General features: G+C 26.4%; 17 protein-coding genes. 14 read left to right on the top strand and 3 right to left on the bottom strand.

Annotation, left to right across the window (positions count from 1 at the left end; translation table 11 throughout):
• Nucleotides 1–7: 7 nt before the first annotated feature.
• Nucleotides 8–1,426: a glycogen synthase gene (locus tag EXC62_RS07185; protein ID WP_035375510.1), complete on the bottom strand. Its 1,419-nt coding sequence runs from the start codon at nucleotides 1,424–1,426 to the stop codon at nucleotides 8–10.
• A gap of 194 nt (nucleotides 1,427–1,620) precedes the next feature.
• On the opposite strand from EXC62_RS07185, the gene EXC62_RS07180 reads away from it, so the two are divergent.
• From EXC62_RS07180 to ald, 7 genes are all read left to right on the top strand, one after another.
• Nucleotides 1,621–1,956 carry a hypothetical protein gene (locus EXC62_RS07180; RefSeq protein ID WP_026389981.1) on the top strand — a complete coding sequence of 112 codons (336 nt, stop codon included), beginning with the start codon at nucleotides 1,621–1,623 and terminating at the stop codon, nucleotides 1,954–1,956.
• Between the two features lie 467 nt (nucleotides 1,957–2,423).
• On the top strand, nucleotides 2,424–3,155 hold the full coding sequence (locus tag EXC62_RS07175; RefSeq protein WP_035375538.1) for a Fic family protein: 732 nt from the start codon (nucleotides 2,424–2,426) through the stop codon (nucleotides 3,153–3,155).
• 248 nt (nucleotides 3,156–3,403) lie between these two features.
• Complete coding sequence (locus tag EXC62_RS07170) at nucleotides 3,404–3,979, top strand: hypothetical protein (RefSeq protein WP_026389979.1); 576 nt, start codon at nucleotides 3,404–3,406, stop codon at nucleotides 3,977–3,979.
• 39 nt (nucleotides 3,980–4,018) lie between these two features.
• The gene (gene argS / locus EXC62_RS07165; RefSeq protein WP_035375509.1) at nucleotides 4,019–5,692 is read left to right on the top strand and encodes an arginine--tRNA ligase; all 1,674 of its coding nucleotides are present in this window, start codon (nucleotides 4,019–4,021) and stop codon (nucleotides 5,690–5,692) included.
• 3 nt (nucleotides 5,693–5,695) lie between these two features.
• Nucleotides 5,696–6,715 carry a PTS transporter subunit IIC gene (locus EXC62_RS07160; protein ID WP_026389977.1) on the top strand — a complete coding sequence of 340 codons (1,020 nt, stop codon included), beginning with the start codon at nucleotides 5,696–5,698 and terminating at the stop codon, nucleotides 6,713–6,715.
• 15 nt (nucleotides 6,716–6,730) lie between these two features.
• Entirely contained in the window at nucleotides 6,731–7,396 is a 666-nt protein-coding gene (locus EXC62_RS07155) for a hypothetical protein (RefSeq protein ID WP_026389976.1), read from the top strand.
• A gap of 138 nt (nucleotides 7,397–7,534) precedes the next feature.
• The gene (gene ald / locus EXC62_RS07150; protein WP_026389975.1) at nucleotides 7,535–8,629 is read left to right on the top strand and encodes an alanine dehydrogenase; all 1,095 of its coding nucleotides are present in this window, start codon (nucleotides 7,535–7,537) and stop codon (nucleotides 8,627–8,629) included.
• Nucleotides 8,630–8,999: 370 nt separating this feature from the next.
• On the opposite strand, the gene cls is transcribed toward ald, so the two are convergent.
• Together cls and EXC62_RS07140 are read right to left on the bottom strand one after the other, a co-directional pair.
• Complete coding sequence (gene cls, locus EXC62_RS07145) at nucleotides 9,000–10,508, bottom strand: cardiolipin synthase (protein ID WP_026389974.1); 1,509 nt, start codon at nucleotides 10,506–10,508, stop codon at nucleotides 9,000–9,002.
• A complete protein-coding gene (locus tag EXC62_RS07140) occupies nucleotides 10,501–11,214 on the bottom strand; it encodes a YaaA family protein (RefSeq protein WP_129747549.1) in 714 nt (237 codons plus the stop codon). The genes cls and EXC62_RS07140 overlap by 8 nt, the downstream gene beginning before the upstream one ends.
• Before the next feature lie 87 nt (nucleotides 11,215–11,301).
• Between EXC62_RS07140 and EXC62_RS07135 the strand changes: the two genes are divergently transcribed.
• The 7 genes from EXC62_RS07135 to EXC62_RS07105 all read left to right on the top strand — a co-directional run bounded on the left by EXC62_RS07135 (nucleotide 11,302) and on the right by EXC62_RS07105 (nucleotide 20,922).
• Nucleotides 11,302–12,744, top strand: a complete 1,443-nt coding sequence (locus tag EXC62_RS07135) for a nicotinate phosphoribosyltransferase (RefSeq protein WP_162140088.1) — start codon at nucleotides 11,302–11,304, stop codon at nucleotides 12,742–12,744.
• A gap of 6 nt (nucleotides 12,745–12,750) precedes the next feature.
• Nucleotides 12,751–13,281: a tRNA (cytidine(34)-2'-O)-methyltransferase gene (locus EXC62_RS07130; protein ID WP_084156609.1), complete on the top strand. Its 531-nt coding sequence runs from the start codon at nucleotides 12,751–12,753 to the stop codon at nucleotides 13,279–13,281.
• Nucleotides 13,282–13,289: 8 nt separating this feature from the next.
• Nucleotides 13,290–13,949 (top strand): PAQR family membrane homeostasis protein TrhA, encoded by a 660-nt coding sequence (trhA, locus tag EXC62_RS07125; protein ID WP_035375508.1) that lies wholly within the window; start codon nucleotides 13,290–13,292, stop codon nucleotides 13,947–13,949.
• A 66-nt stretch (nucleotides 13,950–14,015) separates the two neighbouring features.
• Nucleotides 14,016–15,203, top strand: coding sequence for an acetate kinase (locus EXC62_RS07120; RefSeq protein ID WP_026389971.1), 1,188 nt, complete (start codon nucleotides 14,016–14,018; stop codon nucleotides 15,201–15,203).
• Between the two features lie 343 nt (nucleotides 15,204–15,546).
• Nucleotides 15,547–16,533 (top strand): hypothetical protein, encoded by a 987-nt coding sequence (locus tag EXC62_RS07115; RefSeq protein WP_026389970.1) that lies wholly within the window; start codon nucleotides 15,547–15,549, stop codon nucleotides 16,531–16,533.
• A gap of 46 nt (nucleotides 16,534–16,579) precedes the next feature.
• On the top strand, nucleotides 16,580–18,793 hold the full coding sequence (locus tag EXC62_RS07110; protein WP_052589638.1) for an ABC transporter ATP-binding protein: 2,214 nt from the start codon (nucleotides 16,580–16,582) through the stop codon (nucleotides 18,791–18,793).
• Between the two features lie 11 nt (nucleotides 18,794–18,804).
• A complete protein-coding gene (locus EXC62_RS07105) occupies nucleotides 18,805–20,922 on the top strand; it encodes an ABC transporter ATP-binding protein (protein ID WP_052589635.1) in 2,118 nt (705 codons plus the stop codon).
• Nucleotides 20,923–20,924 lie beyond the last annotated feature (2 nt).

The raw sequence follows: 20,924 nt of genomic DNA, 5'->3' as shown, positions 1-20,924 counted from the left end.
GAGCCTCTTAATTTTTTATAATATCTTTATATAATTCGTTATACTCTTTTGCCATTTTTTCAATATTATTATCAATAGCCATCGCATTTTCAACAATATTATCCCAAGTTTTTGGTTTATTATAATAAATATCAACAGCCTTATCAATAGCATCGCGTAATTCTTCATCATCAAAGTTTTCAAAAGTAAAACCTGTACCTATTTTAGTTACCTCATCATAAGGAATAACTGTATCTTTCAATCCACCAGTTTCTCTAACCAAAGGTAATGTTCCATATCTCATCGCGATCATTTGATTTAAACCAGATGCTTCATATAAACTAGGCATTAGTAATAAATCACTTGCAGCATAAAATTTTTGGCTTGTTTCATGGTTGTGACCATGAACAAAATGAATATTTTTAGGATATGTATCAACAAGTTTGAAGAAATGATCTTCGTAGTTAATGTCACCTTCACCGATTACTAAAAAGTAGAAGCGATCATCTTTTAAATATTTTTCAATAACCTCGTTAATAAGTGCAACGCCTTTCTCTTTAGCGAATCTACTAATAAATGTTAAAACCATCTTATTATTATCTTCGAAGCCAATTTCTTTTAGAAGTTTTTCTTTATTAATTCTTTTTCCATCTTTATGAGAAGATATATCATAGTTTTTAAAAATGTATTTATCAGTTTTTGGATTGTATAGATTAAAGTCAAGTCCGTTTTGAATTCCATATAGTTCGAATTGACGTGATTTCAATGCACCATCAAGAGAGAAACCAAAAAATTTAGTAAGAATTTCACTACGATAAGATTTACTAACAGTATTGATTTTACTAGATCTCATTATTCCGGTTTTTAAGAAATTAACGTTATTTAAATGAATATATGTGAAATTACGATTACCAAAAAAACTTTCAAAATCTCTAGAAAAAGCTCCTTGCTTTTCAAGATTGTGAATTGTTAATAAAGTTTTAATATGTTCATACTCGCTATTAGTAGAGTAAATTGTACTTAAAAAGTATGGAACCAAAGAAGTTGCCCAATCATTAACATGAATTAAATCAGGATAAAAGCTAATCAAAGGAATAAGTTCTAAAATTGCTAAATTAAAAAATAGAAATCTTTGAACATCATCACTGTGATTAAAAAAATACTTTCTATTAAAGTATTCATGACTTACAAAGAAATAACGAACATCATTATAAGTAGTTCGATAGTACTTAGCAATTTGAATTTCATCGCCTATCTTGATTTCTCGTTCTCCAACAAATTCCATATCTTTTCCATATTCACGTTTAACTCTCTCATAATAGGGAGAAACAACATAAACGGTATTCCCCATATGATTAAGTGAACTTGGGAGTGCGGCTGAAAAATCAGCTAATCCGCCAATTTTACTGAATGGATATACTTCAGGACTGCAAAATAATACTTTCATAATGTTATCACCTTGCTAATATTATAGCATTTATTATTTAAGATATAAAGATTTAGTACTTAAAATGTAAACTTAGGAGAATAATACTAATTTAGTAATTATTTTGCTATTCATTACACTTAGTATGTTATTCATCACATTGGCTAACCAAAAATAATTATTTTTGCTAAGATTGAATAAGAGGAGATGTTACTATGAAAAACAAAATGATTATAACTATTAATGCTTTCTTCAAAAAGATTGTAGAAAATAAGCATGGTAAGATTAAACATAGAAGTTTTGTTTTACCACTACTTTTATTTGGATTATCAAGTAAGGTATTAAGTATTATAATTGTTGTTTTATCAATAATTATTTTTATAATTGTAATATATTTAACAATAATTTTTTTAAGAGTCAAAGAAAATAAAAGTAATTATCAGTCACTTTTAGAATATCAATATGATATAAAAAATGATCTTTTAAGTCATGATGAAGTAAAATACAATGATTCTCGAAAGATTAATAATATTATTAACAAAAGAGAATAATCTGACTGTCTAAATAGATTTTAATATAAATAAACATACTATTAAAAAAACTAAACATGTAGTACTATAAAAATTAAAGAAGTATATGTTATAAATGGAAAATCAATTTAATGGCCTCTTTTGTTCCATATGTAGAACAACTTAAAGATTTATAAATGTATGACGGATAATTAGATAATTACTTTAAGTTATGCCGATATCGGTATAATGTTGAAAATTATTTAAAGATATGTTATACTTTTAATATGCCGGTATCGGCATAATAGTAAGGAGGTACTATGGAGTATAAAAATATAGCTTATTTTGCTGGAAAATGGAATATTAAAGAAAGAAGAATCAGAATACTTTGTGCAGAGGGTAGAATCCATGGTGCAAAAAAAATAGGTAAAACTTGGCTAATACCTGAGGATGCAGAGAAACCAATTGATAAAAGATTTAAACAAGTAATCGATTTATTTTATGAAGAAATTGATTTTAAAGTCATTGATAACAAGAAGAAAGTCATTGATTCACATCGACCATTTTCTCAAAATATTAATAAACAATTACGAAGTAAATTAGTCGTTGAGTGGACTTACAACTCTAATGCTATTGAAGGCAATACACTGACACTATCAGAGACGAAGGTCGTGCTGGAAAATGGTATTACAATTAAAGGAAAACCATTAAAAGATCATCTAGAATCTATTAATCATAAGGAAGCAATTGAATACATTGAAGCATTGGTTAGTAAAAACATTGGACTTTCAGAATATGAAATTAAAGCGATACATCATCTAATATTAAAAGAAGTTGATTCAGCAAATGCTGGTAAATATAGAAATGAAAATGTATTGATTAGTGGTGCTAAACATCTGCCACCATCTTATTTAAATGTTTCTTTAGAAATGCAAAAATTTATTGATAAATATCAAAACATGAGCAAGACACATCCACTGGTTAGAGCATGTTTTTTACATGGAGAATTTGTTAAAATACATCCATTTGTTGATGGAAATGGAAGGACAGCTAGATTACTCATGAACTTTGAACTAATCAAAAGTGGTTATCCACCAGTAGTTATTAAAACTGAAGATAGAGCAGAATATTATGACGCATTAGATCGTGCACATACAACGAATGATTATACAGATTTTATAAAGATGATAGTTGATTTAGTAAATGAATCTGAGGATCTATATTTATATTTAATTGGGTAGTTAGAGTTGCTTAAAATACATTCTGATTTGTGCTAAAATTAGTATTCTAACTCATATTAGATTTATAGGTTTGGCGCAATATATGACAGACGTTCTTTATAAATAACCATATTTTGTTTTTGATTAAGTAATAAACTTCTAATTTTGAAATACCAATCAATTACAAATAGCATATATAAAACATTTTTAGAATTGAAAATATATATATATTATGTTATACTTATAAGGAAGTAAATAGGAGGAATACTATGGCAAAAAAAGATAAATATGGGAAAAAACCTCAAGTTAGTCCATTGACAATGGTATTAGTTGGTTTGTTTTTTGTGGGACTAATATTAACAATAGTTTTATCGGTTAAAACACCAAAGGAAAAATTTAATGAAAAATATGGTTTAGATTCAAAGAATAGTTTTGCGTTGATTAATCAAAAGAAAATGGAAAAACTAGTTAATGATGGTGAAAATGTCTTAGTAATAATTAATACTAAAGGTAGTGAAACAGATTTAACAGAACTTATTCAAACAGTTAATAAAGCATATAATAGTGAGTCACCATTTAGTGGTTTTGAAGTTGTTAAAGAATCATATACAAAAATTTATTTTGTAGAAATAAGTGCTGCAACTGATTTAGCAGATTTCTTTGATGGATACAAGAAACAAATTAAACTTAAAACTACTACACCTTTTATGTTAGCATTTAAAGATAAAGAATTTGTTGCTGAATATGATGCAAGTAAAAATGCAGAAACTAGTCCTGAAACAGCTAAATTAAGTAGAAATGTTAAAGACTTTTTCGTAAGTATATCTGAAAAATTAGAAAAATAAAAAGCACATAGTGCTTTTTTTAAATTAAGGTGATAAAAAATGATAGAAACATTAAAAGAAAATATAAAGAATATTATTGAAGGAAAATATAACATAACAAACGTTACTGTTGAAGATGGTAAAATTGAAAATGTTGATATTTCAGTTCCTTTATTTGTTGTTAGTAAACAAACAAAAAAGAACCCTAAGGTAGTTTTTGATGAATTAGAACCTGTTTTAAAATTTGAAGAAATAAAAGAAGTTAATTTTTTAAATGGGTTTTTAAATATTAATTTAGATCCAAAATTAGTTTCAAAGAAAGTTCTTGAAAGTATTTTGGAACAAAAAGAAGAATATGGAAAATCAGATATTAATAAGTTAGAGATTATTGTTATGGACTATTCATCTCCAAATATCGCTAAGTCATTTGGTGTTGGTCATTTAAGATCAACTATGATTGGAAATGCGATAAAAAATCTATACTTAAAAACTGGAGCTAAAGTTGTTGGTATTAACCATTTAGGCGACTGGGGAACACAGTTTGGTAAAATGATTGTTGCTTATAAAAAATGGGGGAATGAGGAATCTATAAAAAAAGATCCTATTAATGAACTTCAAAAGTTATATGTTAGATTCCATGATGAAGAAAAAACAAATCCTGAACTTGAACAAGAAGGAAGAGATGCTTTTAGAAAACTTGAATTAAATGATCCAGAAATGATCCAATTATGGAATTGGTTTAAAGATGAATCATTAAAAGAATTTATGAGAGTTTATGAAAGATTAAATGTAACATTTGATTCATATAATGGAGAAGCATTTTATAATGACAAAATGGATGCAGTTGTTGAAGAATTAAAAGAAAAAAATCTTCTTGTTGAAGATGCTGGAGCAACGATTGTAAATTTAGAAGCATTTAATCTACCACCAGCACTTATTAAAAAGTCTGATGGAGCAACACTTTATATGACAAGAGATTTAGCTGCAATTTTATATAGAGCTAAAACTTATAATTTCACAAAAGTATTATATGTTGTTGGAAATGAACAAAAACTTCATTTTGAACAATTAAAAGCTGTTAGTAAATTAATGGGTTATAATTTTGATATTGAACATATTGGATTTGGCTTAGTACTTGTTGATGGTAAGAAAATGTCAACAAGAGGTGGTAAATTTAAACGTCTTGAAGAAGTTATTGAACAAGCTGTTTTAGATGCTAAAGCAGCAATCACTGAAAAAAACCCTAATTTAGCTAATAAAGATAAAGTAGCAGAAGCAGTTGGTATTGGAGCAATTGTTTTCAATGATTTAAAAAATGATCGTAATTTAAATGTTGATTTTAATTTAGATAATATGCTGAAATTTGAAGGACAAACTGGTCCATATTTACAATATAGTGGTGTAAGAATTGCTTCTATATTAAGAGAAAATAAACTTGATAATAGTAAAATTGATTTTAATTATTTTAATGAAACTCATTACTATGATGTTGTTAAATTACTAAGTATGTTCCCTCAAGTAATTAAAAGAAGTTGCGAACAAGAGTTTCCAAGTATTCTTGCGAAATATTTATTAAGTTTAGCACAAGGTTTCAATCATTTCTACGGAAGACAAAAAATAGTTGTTGAAGATATTAATCATTTAAATACTAATCTAGCATTAATTCAATCAATTAGATATGTTTTAAATGAAGGAATGAGAATATTAGGAATTACCTATTTGGATGAAATGTAATAAATGAAAACATTTATTATTAAAACCTTAAATGGTATGGCATATGGTTTGTTTGCCACTTTAATAATAGGAGTAATATTCCAACAAATAGGAATGTTACTAAAAGTCTCTTTTCTAAGTCAAGATTTATATAATCTTTTAACAAGGTTAATGGGAATTGGTATTGGACTTGGAATAGCAGTTTCTTTAAAAAAAGAAGGTTTATCACTTGTTGTTATGGCAATTGTTGGTAGTATATCATCAACCTTTGCATTAAGTATTAATCCGTTAAGCATTAATACTACCATTCCACCAAGTAATCCGTTAACAGTTTATTTTGTATGTATATTTACACTTGTTATTGCAGAAAAAATATTACGAAGAAAAACAGCAATCGATATTATGTTAATACCATTTGTATATGTATGTATTAGTTTAATACTAACACTAGTCCTTTCATATCCGTTAAATACGGTTAACTATTATATAAGTAAATTTGTTAATGCAGCAACTAATTTTTCACCATTTATTATGTCAATTATTATTGCTGTCTCAATGGGAATAATTTTGACATCCCCAGTTTCTAGTGCGGCAATTGCTTTTTCAATTAGCTTGACTGGAATTGCAGCTGGAGCTGCAGTAGTTGGAACGTGTATTCAAATGGTTGGAATTGCAATTCAATCAAAAAGAGATAATAATCTTGGTAAAGTAATAACGATTGGTATTGGAACATCAATGTTACAATTCAAGAATATCATAAAAAAACCAATCCTTTGGTTACCAACAGCATTAAGCTCAATGATTATAGCACCGATTGCTGTTAGTTTAGGTTTTGAAAGCAACACTGCTGGAGCTGGTATGGGAACAGCAGGACTTGTTGGTCCATTACAATCTTTGTTTTATATGAATTATTCGACTAAATCGTTTATTAGTATAATTATTATAATTGTTATTGGTGGACTTTTAGTATATATATTTGATAAAATAATGTATAAGAAAGGAATTATTCATCTTGGTGATTTTTATCTTGATGATAATTTATAGAGGAGGAAGAAACAAATGGTAAAGAACAATCCAATCGGAAAACTGTTTAGAACAGCCGGATTTATTTTAGTATTAGTAGCAAGTTTCTTTTTAGCAGTATTAGCATTAAGAGATTTAACATTTTTAACAAAAATTATTAAGCCAGTTGTAGATTTTGTTGATGGTATAAACTTTGCAGTCTATAAATATGTATATAGTTGTTTAATTGTAGGACTTGGATTACTATTGTGGACACAAAATAGAAGTTACTTCCTACGCATTTTAATTACATTAATTGGTATTGCTTCACTTTGTGTATTAGGTATTTCAGGAAACGAAGCATCAACGAATACTTTCATACTATTCTTTGATATTACTAAAATTCAATTTATAAATAAACTTGTAACTGATTTAGTTGCTAAATTTAAATGGTTACCAATGGTTTCAGCAATTGTTCCAGTATTCTTAGTTTATTTAGTTCTTTCATTTAAAAAACCAGAAAGAATTTCAACAAGTTTAGTTTCATCAGGTGTATTAATTTTAGTATTAGCGATAATCGGATCATTCTTACCTAGCTTAGTTACTTCAACTTGGGTGACATCAAACGTGTTCACACAAATAGTTGCTGGGGCATTTGGATTATCTTATTTATTAGCTGTTATTGGTTCAATCTTTGGAGTATTAGGAATGTTTAGAAGATAGATAAAGTGAAAAACTGTAAAATAAAAAATTACAGTTTTTTTTATGCTTAGAGTTTAAGAGAGGTTTTGATTAGTCTTTTTAAAGCGAAAATGACATTTTTATGGTATAATTGACAAATAAATAAAAAGGAGTGGTTATTTGTTAATAGGAACAATCAAAGAAATTATGAATAATGAATACCGTGTAGGACTTACTGCAAGCAATATATATGAACTTGTAGAACAAGGACATGAAGTATTAGTAGAAAAAGGTTCAGGTGTTAATTCTGGAATTAGTGATGAAGAATATCAAGAGGCTGGTGCCAAGATAATTGAAACTGCAAAAGAAGTTTGGGATAGAGTTGAGTTACTAATAAAAGTGAAAGAACCGATTGAAAGTGAATTTAAATATTTTAGAAAAAATTTAACAATATTTAGTTATATGCATTTGTCAGCACATAAAGAATTAACTGCTGAATTATTAAAAAAAGGTACTAACGCAATTTCATATGAAACATTATTAACTAAAGATGGAGAATTACCATGTTTAAAGCCAATGAGTAGTATTGCTGGTCGTATGAGTGCAATTATTGGAGCTGAGTATCTTCAAAAAGCTAAAGGAGGAAGTGGAATATTGATTTCTGGTCTTCCTGGTGTTAAACGTGCAAATGCAGTTATAGTTGGTGCAGGAAATGTTGGAGAGAATGCTTTAAAAATGCTTGTTGGACTTGGAGCTAATGTTACAATTCTTGATGTAAATATTAAAAAACTAGGATTGTTAGATGATATTTATAAAAATAGAATACAAACATTATATAGTGATTCTGAAAACTTAGAAAAAGCAATCACAAATGCAGATTTAGTAATTGGAGCAATCTCATTACCAGGACTTAAAACACCCAAGTTAATTAAGAGAAAGTATTATAAAAAAATGCGCCCAGGTAGCGTTATTGTTGATGTTGCAATAGATCAAGGTGGTTCTACTGAGGTTAGTAAACCAACGACACACGATGATCCAATCTTTTATGTTGATGGAATATTACATTATTGTGTTGCCAATATACCTGGTGCTGTACCTTTAACAGCTACAGAAGCTTTAAATAACGCAACTTTCAGATATATATCATTAATTGCTAAACTAGGTATTGAAAATGCTTTAGAAACAAGTTATGAGATTAAAACAGCAGCAAATATAATTAATGGTAAAGTTGTTAATGAAAATGTAGCTAAATCATTAAAATTAAATTTTAATTAAGGATTTTTGAAATTCTATTATTGCTTTAAATAGAATTCAATAATTTATTTGAGATATGGATTGATTTTACATTAAGTAGAGTTAATCCTTTTTTGCTAAATAGTAAAATAAAGAAAATAAATTTGAATGATTTAATGAAATTTGTAATGATACTTTTTTAGTATAAACTATCATTTAAAAACAACGACCAAGAAGCAATCAAGAAACTGATAAAAATAGTAGTGTATTAAAAGATGAAAATAGTAAGAGTAGAATCAATAAAGTTGGTTTATTGGTAAATAAGGTGAATTATTTTAAAACTATGTAAAAAAAAGAACTATAAAGATATAAAATAAAAGCTATTTTACATAATTGTTTCTTTATAGTTCATTTATAATATTGGAGCAAATCCTTTAATAATCAATTGAATAATTCTAAGTATAAAACTCTTTTTTCTTAAATCATCTGGAGTTTGAAATGCAGAAAGTTCAAGTGTATTAAGGATAAAACGTCTAATTGATTCAACAGTTTTTGACTTGTATAAATATATATTATCTTCAAAGTGTAGATATAGGCTTCTAAAGTCAAGGTTTGTTGTTCCAATTACAGCTTTTTCATGATCAATAACTAGAAGTTTTGAATGAATAAAACCTGGAGTATATTTGTAAATTTTTATTCCGGATTGAGATAATTCTTCTGCATATGATTCAGTAACCAAATAAACTAATTTTTTATCAGCAATATTTGGAATAATAATTTTAACATCAATACCACTATGAGCAGCAAGTTTTAATGCAGTGAAAAGTTCATTATCAAAAATTAGATATGGTGATGTAATCAGAATTTCTTTTTTTGCAGAATTAATTAGGTATAGATATAAATCACGTGTTAAATTACTTTTTTCAATTGGACTATCAGCGAATGGAAGAACAATCCCATCAGCTTCAACTTTGTGTTTTCGATAATACTTTGTATATTGAACTTGTTCTGTTTCTTTCAAACTAAAATTCCAGTTTTCTAAGAATGTTAAAGTCAAACTCCAAACAGCGTCACCTTCAATTCGGACAGAAGCATCATGCCAATGGCCAAATCTTTTATATTCATTAATATACTCATCAGCAATGTTAATACCGCCTGTATAACCTACTTTATTATCAATGACAACAATCTTTCTATGATCTCGATAATTCATACCAAAGTTAATGTGCCAGCGCATTCTATTAAAAGCAATCACTTCTATATTCTTTTTCTTCATTTTTTTAATGAAATTTGAAGGAAGTCTTCCAGCACATCCAAAATCATCATAAAGAACTTTTACTTCAACACCATTACTTGCTTTATCGATTAAAATATTTAATATTTGATCAAACATTTTTCCTTTAGAAATAATAAAGTATTCAAAAAGAATAAATTCTTGAGCATTTTCTAAGTCCCATAATAAATTTTTAAGTTTTTCTTCACCTGAGCCTAAAAAAAGTGAAGATGTATTTTTGTAATCTCTCCAACCGTTTCGATTAAAGAAGTTAATTTCTTTTAAATTAGAATAGTTCGGTTGTTCAATAAGTAAACTAGCACGGTCTTTAATTATTTGGTTATATTTTCGCATTGTTCTTTGTGTAATGTTATTACCATGATATAGAATATAGAAGAACGTTCCAAAAACAGGTAATGCTAAAACAGGAATTAACCAAGCCATTTTATAAATTGGATTATCATCATTTGATAAAATATGGATAACAGTTAAGAAAGCCATAATGATAAAAAATAATTGCACATATAGACCAATATAATTATTAATTGATAATTTGTAAACAATAAAGAAAAGAAAAATCATTTGAACTAAAAATATAAGACCAATAATCAATGTCTTACTAGTTAACATTTTTACAAGTTTACGCATTATATTCCTCCTTTAAGAATGTTAGAGTTTTGTCTGTTGATAAAGATTCATCAAATTTAAACTCATCAATGATAATATTTTTAATTTCTGCAATCGTGTTAATACTATTAGATAAAATATAATTAGCCATTAAACCACGCATCTTTTTTAACATCATAGAAGAAGATGAATATTTTTCATTTTTAATCTCTATAAAGTTAATTGTAATAATATTTAAACAATCAATTTCAATTACTTTTGCATATTCATCACTTGCCAGATTAATGATTAAATCTTTATTTCGTAATTCTTTTAAATAATTTGTTACATCTTTTTTCCAATACTCATATAATGATCCAAATGTTTTATTTAACATTTCTAATCGATAGGGACTTATGCCATCAAAAGCATTCAAAATTCCGTATAGTCCAGATAAAATATAAACATTTTTCAATTGAGTATCAGATATTGAAGAGGGATTTAAATATTTAAAGGCTGTACCACCATATTGATAGATTGCCTTATAGTCGTTGTTAATATTTTGATAATAGTTAAAAGTTTCAATAGATAGTTTGTTTGATATTTTGAAAGCAGATTCAATTTCTTCAATAGAAAGCTTTTTAATTTTTTCGATCAACATGTTTGATTTAGAAATAAAAAAAGGTTTAATATTTGCTTTTTGTTTGTTTTGTGTAAAAGTCTTTGTTGGAGACATGATAATAATCACTTTATAAATCACTCCTTAATATAATAATTATACCAAAATGCGCTAAAAAGTGGTAAAATAAGTATTATGTTAAGGAGTTGACCAACTATGGATGAAAGAAAACTTACGTTATTAATGGACTTTTATGAATTAACAATGTCATATGGATACTACAGAGATAATAAGCATCTAGATATTGCAGTTTTTGATGTATTCTTTAGAAGTGTTCCAGATAATGGCGGATATGCTATTATGGCTGGTTTAGAACAAGTAATTAGTTATATAAATAATTTGTCATTTAATGATAGCGAAATAGAATTATTAAGAAATAAAAAAATGTTTAATGAAGAATTTTTGAAGTTTTTAAAAGACTTTAAATTTAGTTCTGATGTTTATGCAATTGCTGAGGGAACACCAATATTTCCTCAAGAACCAATTTTAGTAGTTAAAGGACCAATAATTGAATGTCAATTAGTAGAAACAATGATTCTTTTAACGCTAAATCACCAAAGTTTAATTGCTACAAAAGCATCAAGAATAGTTAATCAAGCAAAAGGCAGAAGTGTTATGGAGTTTGGTGCTAGAAGAGCTCATGGATATGATGCTTCAATTTATGGAGCAAGAGCAGCATATATTGCTGGTGTTGCAGGAACATCAAATACATACGTAGAATACCTATATGGAGTTCCAGCACTTGGAACAATGGCACATAGCTATATTCAAAGTTATCCAACAGAATATGAAGCATTTTTATCATATGCAAAAACATTCCCAAATAATACAACAGTCTTAGTTGATACTTATGATACACTTCATCAAGGAATTCCAAATGCAATTAAACTTCATAATGAATATTTGAAGCCTAAAGGTTATTATCTAAAAGGAATTAGAATTGATAGTGGAGATTTAACATATTTAAGTAAAAAAGCTCGTAAGATGTTAGATGAAGCTGGACTTTATGATACACAAATTGTTGTTTCAAATTCACTGGATGAATATCTTATTAAGGAGTTAATTCATCAAGGAGCTCAGATTGATTCATTTGGTGTTGGTGAAAGATTGGTAACTGCACGAAGTGAAGCTGTTTTTGGAGGAGTATTTAAACTATCTGCAGTAATGGAAAATGGTGTTCTTACACCTAAAATCAAACTTTCTGAAAATGTTGTAAAAACAACAACTCCAGGATTTAAGCAATTATATCGTTTTTATGATGAAAATAATAAAGCGATTGCGGATGTTGTTACTCTATTTGATGAAGTTATTGATGAAGGGGAACCATATGAATTATTTCACCCTGAATATCCATACAAAAGAAAAGTTGTTTCTAATTTTAAAGTTAGAAAATTATTAGAACCAATATTCCTTAAAGGGAAATTAGTTTATAAACAACCTAAATTAGAAGAAATTAGAAATTTCAATAAAGAAGAAATGAAAACATTGTGGGATGAAGTTTTAAGACTTGAAAGACCACACCAATATTATGTTGATTTATCACAAAAATTATGGGACTTAAAACAAGAATTAATAAATAAATATAAAGAAAAGAATTGATGAAAAATGAGTAGAAATAATATTGAAGTAGTTTTGTATAATCCGGAAATTCCTCAAAATACTGGAAACATAATGAGAACTTGTGTGGCATTAGGATTGAAATTACATTTAATTGAACCATTAGGTTTTAAAATTGATGATACAAAACTAAGAAGAAGTGCACTTGATTATTATGAATTTATAAATTATGAAGTGCATAAGTCATTTGATGATTTCAAAGAAAAGAATCCAGGTAAATATTATTATTTAACTAGATATGGAAATCATAATTACACAGAAATAAATTTTAAAGAAAATAACGAAAAGATATATATCTTTTTTGGTAGTGAATCATATGGTATCGATCGAAAACTCTTAGCAGATAATATTGATAGTTGTTTCAGAATACCTACAACAGATAAAGTTAGAAGTCTAAATCTATCTAATTCGGTTGCAATAATTTTATATGAAGCAATGCGACAAAATGATTTTGAAGGCTTAATTGAAAGCGAACCTGATACACTAAAAGGAAAAGATTTTTTAAATAAATATCAATAGGAGAAGAAATGAAAGCGACAGGAAAACAAACACTTGGAGAAGAAATAGCAAATTCAGTATCACATGGAGTAATGGCAATATTTGGAATTGTAGCAACAATTCTTTTATTAATCAAAAGTAAAAATCCAACTGAGGTAATTGCCTCATTAATATTTGGATTTGGAATAGTAATGTTATATACAATGAGTACAATCTATCATGCACTTGCTAATAAAACAGCTAAAAGTGTTTTTAGAAGATTTGATCATTTATCTATATATGTTTTAATTGGTGGAACATTTGCTCCACCATTGTTATTGCTTGAAGGATTAAGAAAACCTTTATTTGGAATTGAAGGGTTCTTATCAACAGGTTTAACACTGTTTATAATTCAATGGATATTAATAATTGTTGGTGTTGTCTTTAAATCAATTTGGGTAAAGAAATTTATGAAATTACACGTATTCTTATTCCTTTTAATGGGATGGAGTGCACTATCATTTATGGGAATTTTACTTGCAACTAGTGTTCAAGCATTCTGGTTAATTCTATTTGGTGGTGTAGCATATACAATAGGTGTTATTTTCTTTGCATTACCTAAATATAAGTATTTCCATTTTATTTGGCACATATTTACAGCCATAGGAACAATATTACAATTTATTGCCATTTACGGGTATCTTTATTAAACTAAAAAGTTGAAATATCTAACTAAATAGGCTATCATAGAGTGTAGAAAAAGAGAGGGATTATTAATTATGAAAATTATTGCAATTAACGCTGGAAGTTCATCATTAAAATTTCAGTTGTTAGAAATGCCAGAAGAAACTGTTATTACATCTGGTGTCGTAGAAAAAATTGGATCAAAAGATGCAATTTTCACAATTAAGTTTAACGGAAAGAAAGACGAAAAGATTACAGAAATTAAAAACCATTCTGTTGCAGTTGAGATGTTACTAGAAGCACTTATCAGTAACGGAATTATTAAATCAGTAGATGAAATTGAAGGTGTTGGACACCGTATCGTTCAAGGTGGAGAAATATTCCAAGAAGCTGCTGTTATTAATGATAAGGTAATTGAACAAATTGAAGGATTAGCACCACTTGCACCACTTCATAATCATGCACACGTGATTGGTATTAGAGCATTTGTTGAAGCATTGCCAAACGTACTTCAATTAGCTGTATTTGATACAACATTCCATCAAACTATGGATGAAACATCATATTTATATGCAACACCATATGAATGGTATGAAAAATATGGAGTAAGAAAATATGGATTCCATGGTACATCACATCAATATGTTTCAATTGAAGCAGCTAAGAGATTGAATAATAAACATGCAAAACTAATTTCATGTCATATTGGAAATGGTGTTTCAATAACTGCAATAAAAGATGGGAAAAGTATTGATACATCAATGGGATTAACTCCTCTTGAAGGTGTTCCAATGGGAACAAGAACAGGAAATATTGATCCTGCAGTACTTGGACTTTTACAAACTAAAGAAGGTAAATCGTTAGAAGAATTATTAGAAATAATTAATAAAAAATCAGGTTATCTTGGAGTTTCAGGAATTTCTAATGATGCAAGAGATTTATTTAAAGCACATTTTGCAGGAAATAAAAGAGCAACACTTGCCCTACAAATTCAAGCAAAAAGAATTGCTGATTATATCGGAAGTTATTATATTCAATTACAAGGCTTAGATGCAATAATCTTTACTGCAGGAATTGGTGAAAACTCATTCTTAGTAAGAAAATTAATTACAGATCACCTTGGAGTTCTTGGTGTTGAAATTGATCAAGAAGTTAACAAGGCAACTATGGGAGATGAAGCAGTTATTTCTACTCCTAACTCAAAAGTTAAAGTATTAGTTATTCCAACAAATGAAGAAGTAATGCTTGCAAGAGAAGTATATTCAAGAATTGATAAATAATAATAAATTATAAAGAGATAACTTTGGATTGTTACATATAATTCAAAGTTATTTTTTTATTATTTTTAATTGTATATATAAGTGGATATATTACTTTGACTTGTACTATTATTTTTGATATAATTGATATATATTTAAAAAGACTAAATAATTAACATTATAGTCTAATAGACGTTTCAAACTAAATCAACAGAATAAACAGATAAATAGCTATACATAATAAATAAAAGATTAAGATTAGTATTTTATTTTAGGGTAAAAATATATATTATTAAAAAAATTATTCATTTTATTGATAAGTAAATAATACTTATAAAGGGAAATAGGAGAAAGGAAATAATATATGAAAAAAATTATTAAAAATATTTTAGTTTTTGCAATTATCAATTGCTTATTTTGGGGTTTCACTGCTGTAAGTGCAGTAGAAATAGACAATAATATAGCTCCAAATTTAAACGATGCTACATTATTAAGTGAAAAAGTTGAATACTTCAATGTTTCAAGAAATGAAATTAATTCGATGCAAAAAAGCGATTATTCTACAGAAAATGCACATACACTTGATTTTTCAAGTAATGATGTAACAGACTATCAATCATTTTTTGTTAGTATAACTACACACTTATACAGAAATTATATTGCTGGAAAAGGTGAAAAATATTATATTCAGATGACTATATCTATGAATAATTTAGACTTGAATAACCCTCAAATGCCAAATAGTATTGGTATGCTTGAAAAAGCAGAAACTGCAGTAGGTTTAAATGGAAAACTTTTTTATTCAGAAGATTTTTACGCTAGCTTATTTGCTGATCAAAATATGCTAATTCTTAAGAATAGACAATGGGTTGACATAACATATGATTATGACGAATATACATACGATTATACCAAAAGAACTGGATGGTTTTTAAAATATAATTATGAGCATTTTTATAGAAGAAATAGAGTTATGAGTGATTTTAGTGAAACAAATAGAGATTCTTTTGTTTTTAGAGGTGGGAATTCAGTTTTATATAATTTTAATTTTTCTAACTTAAAAAGAGGTGCATCAAATTTGCGGAGCACTCAGTATAATAGAACAGTTGTAGATAATATTACTATTTACAATAGTATTGGTATAGCATTTACTAGTGAAATAGATTTTAACTTTGATGATATTAAGTATGTTAATGTATCTGGTCAATTTGCAATGGTAACACATAAAATAAACTGGGGAGCAATTAGTGTATCATTTCCAGCAGGTATATCTATTAACCCTTCAGAATTAATTAAAAAAGAAGTCACATATTATAGATCTAAACAAGACTTACAATGGAAGGTTATATAAATATCGAATTAATATACAGACATAATAAAGTCAGGAGCATCACGTAATGATCAAATTGAGAAATATTTCAAAATCATATACTAACAACAAGTCAAAAAAAGACATATTACAAAATGTCAATATTAATTTTCCTCAAAAAGGATTAGTATATTTACTTGGTGAAAATGGAGTAGGGAAATCTACTCTATTTAATATTTTATTAACTAAAGACCTAGATTATGAAGGAAATTACTATTTTAATAATTTAGACATTAAAGAACTGAAAAACGAAGAAATCCAAGATTTAAGATCAAATTATATTTCGATAATAACTCAAGAATCAAATTTAATTAAAGAATTAAATGTATATGAAAATATTTTAATCGCAATTAATCAAAAAAATATTTCAAGAGATGATAAAGAAAAAATAATTTCAGAGTCATTAAAAAATGTTGGGTTAGAAGGGTTTGAGAAAAGAAAGATTAATACTTTATCTGGTGGAGAGAAACAAAAAGTTGCAATTGCACGAGCAATTATAAAGAAGCCTAAAGTTTTACTTGCTGATGAAATATCTTCTAACCTAGACTTTGAAACAACAAACGAAATAATGAGTTTAATTTATGAATTATCAAAAGACTATTTAGTAATTATGGTTACCCATGATTATTCTTTAGTTAAGGAATATCCTGGAAAGATTTATGAGATTAAAGATAAAACAATCAAAGATATAATGAAAGTTGATGAAAAACTTGAGAGTATTAAAGTAGGCACAAGCGCAAAAAAGAAACATGATTATAGAAATGAAACTACCATTGTTTCTAAATTGTTACTTCATAAAAGATTAATTAATATTTTACATATTTTTGTTTTAAGTATTTCTTTAATTATAATAATGATTTTAATCAGCAACATTTATTCAAATAAAAACAAGCAAAGCATTAAAACTTTAACCGATAATGGACTTGTTTCAATTGACTTAGACACTAACAATGAAATAAAAGATTCAGATAATATAATTAAATATAAAGAGTTAAATCCAATAATTAATGTTTTAAATAATCATAATATAAAGAGAATTATGCTAATTGATGATTATATTAATGATTTTGAGATTAAAGGAAGATTACCAAATAATCGTAACGAGATTATTCTTACAAATTATTATTCAATAAAGGCTAATAAGAGTGTTGATGATTTATTAAATACAGAACTTAGTTTTAGAATAAATGAAAGTATTGAAGATTTTAAAATTGTTGGTATTATAATAACTAATTATCATGAATTAATAGAGAAAAAGAACAGTTATCAAACATCTAAAATAATAGATTTGAATACTGATTTATTTTATAATAATATTTTTGTTATCAATGAAGTTTTTGATGAATATCAAGGAATAAAATTAGAGTTTTCATCTCAAAACAAAATAGATTCTGATGGATATTTGAATAATTTTAGTAATAGAGTAAGTGATGAACGTGATATACTTTATGGTAAACGAGCAGAATTGATTGATGAGATAGTATTAAGTTATCATAATATACCTGTATTTTTTGAGGAATATGACTCTGAGACTATAATTGAAAATTTAGAAAATATCTATAGTAAAATAAAAAATAAAATAATAACAATGTATATTTTTGATTATTCTGAAAATAAATTTGAAGAATTAAATTTAAGAATAGTAGGAATTAATAAAACTAATATAGGGCAAAATGGTGTTTCTCTTGAACTCTTATCAAGAATAACTAAAGATCAAGTGATTAATAAATATAGTTTCTATTTTACAAAAAACTTTAATCTAAATGTTAGAAATTTAAACAAAATTAGTGGTACATATGAATTAAATAGTTTAATATCAAAAAATGAATTTGAACCTGAATATCAAAATGTCAACACAATATTAAACTTAATAAGTACAATTGCCTTACCATTTATTATTGTTTTAATTGGAATTATATTTATAGTTACTTTCATGAATATTAATAGTCAAGTGGGGAATATTAAAACTTTAAAACTGATAGGATATAGTAATCAAAGAGTCTATTCGATTTATATAATGCAAGTTTTTGTTATATTGATTTGCTCAAGTGTAATCTCGTTTTTTACTCATTCAGTGATAATAAAAACAATTAATAATAAACTTATAAATAATAATCTACAGATTAAGTATACAATTCTGTTTAATCCAGTTGGAATAATAATGATATTATTAATCTTGTTAATAGTAATAACGATTCTAATGATATATTTATTAGTTAAAAGGCAGTTAAGAAAGGCATAAAGTGAATTATCGTGATTAAAATAATAAATCTTAGCAAGAAGTATGAAAACAATTTAATACTTGATAATCTAACTGCGGTATTTGATGCTGGATTGATTTATATATTAGGTAGATCAGGTAGTGGAAAAACAACACTATTAAATATTTTAGGAACATTAGATAGCCCAAGTAGTGGAATTTTAGAAATTGATGGTGTTGATGTAAACAAGCTATCAAAAACTGAGAAAACAACATTTAGAAAAGAAAAAATAGGATTTGTTTTTCAAGACAAGAATTTGATAAATACATTAAATGTTTATGATAACATTGCATATCCATTAAGATTATTAGGTGTTGATGAAGAAACTATCAATGATAGGGTCTTTGATGTGCTAAATAAAGTTTTACTTAATGGTTTTGAGGAAAGAGAAATAAAGACACTTAGTGGCGGTGAAATGCAGAAAGTTGCCATTGCAAGGGCTCTAGTTAAAAACCCGAAAGTAATCTTAGCTGATGAAATAACATCAAGCCTAGATAGTATTAATAAAGTTGAAATAATGAAAGTTATTGAAAATATAAGTAAAGATATTTTAGTAATAATGATTACTCATGATAAAATGATTGTTAATGATTTTAAAAGTGAGACATATCTCTTAGAAAATAAAAAACTTGTTTTACTTGATAAATATAAAAATCAAAAAAAAGCACCTGAAGAAGATCTGAATAATAAAACAACTAAAAATAGTCTGATTTTTCATATTAAAGATAGTTTTAAATATTTTATTAATCATAAAATTAAGATGATAATAACAGTAATGCTTTTAACATTTTTAGCAACATTGCTTGGTTTTTTTCTTACTTTAAACTCATTTAACTTGGATAAACAATACGATAGATTTAGTAATAAAATGGATTTAGATTATATAGAATTCAAAGATATTATTAGTCAAAAAATTGGAGATGAATTAGTTGATTTTGAGAGATTAATTGATGAGAAGATAGAAGTTGAAAATACGCATTGGGGAATACCTTTTAATGATGTTAATAATGATTCCTTTAATAATATAATTTTTATAAACAACAAGATTGATTATAAATTTTTGGATGGTGAAGTTCCAAGTACAAATGATGAAATTATGATTACTGATTTTCTTTCAAATGATGTTTATAAAGGGATTAAAATTGATGATCAAATAAGTATTTTAGGAAAAAATTATACTGTGAGCGGAATTTTAAAAACAAATTATTTAAAACATTTAAATCCTCAAAGCGGGTTAGAAAAATTAGTTTCTGTTGAGCAAACCGAATATTTGAGTTCAATATTTATGTATGAAGAAGAATATTTGAAACATCATAAAACTGTTATGACATATAAAGAAGATATAATTATTGAAATAAAAAATAATCAACAAAAAGTAAATAATGTTAAAGTTACTAGTGACGCTAAATTAAATAAATATGATGTATTAGTTTCTAAGGACTTATATAAGCTTTTTGATGAAAATAATTTGAATAACATCTCTATTTATCTAACAAAACATAAATTAACAAATATAAATGTAAATATAGTTGGAGTTAGTGAGAATAATGAATTCATTCTAAGTGAAGAACTATATAAAGAATTAAATAATAATCGCTTTGGATATATAGGGTTTACTCATACAAATAATTTAAGTTACATACTAAATCAAAAATACTTAATAACTAATAAGACAGTTTTAAAACCTATTGAAATTAATTCTGCAATAATTGTTATTAACGAGACAGTGCTTATGATTCTTATAATAGCAAGTATCTTATTATTACTGTTTGGATTTGTAATTCTATATTTGATTTTTAACAATGATAAAGTAATTATTGGGATAAAAAAATCAATGGGTGTAAGAAATAGTGAAATCTTTATCTATTATTTTACGATATTTTTAATTATAGGAATTTTTTCAGGAATCATTTCGTCTGTTTTTGCTAATTTAATTCTCTATATATATGATCACTCTTTTAATAATTATTATAATTATAACTACTTACAATTAAACTTTACTAATTTAAGTTTCATTGTATTATTTTGCATTTCATTTTTAAATATAATTAGTATTCCATACTTAGCTAAATATTTAAATAAAGATGTGATTCATTTAATAAAGGACTAAAA

The sequence above is a fragment of the Haploplasma axanthum genome, from assembly GCF_900660745.1.
Taxonomy (GTDB): Bacteria; Bacillota_I; Bacilli_A; order Acholeplasmatales; family Acholeplasmataceae; genus Haploplasma; species Haploplasma axanthum.
Note: the sequence above shows the minus strand (reverse complement) of the source record. Positions and strands in the feature narration are given on the sequence as shown.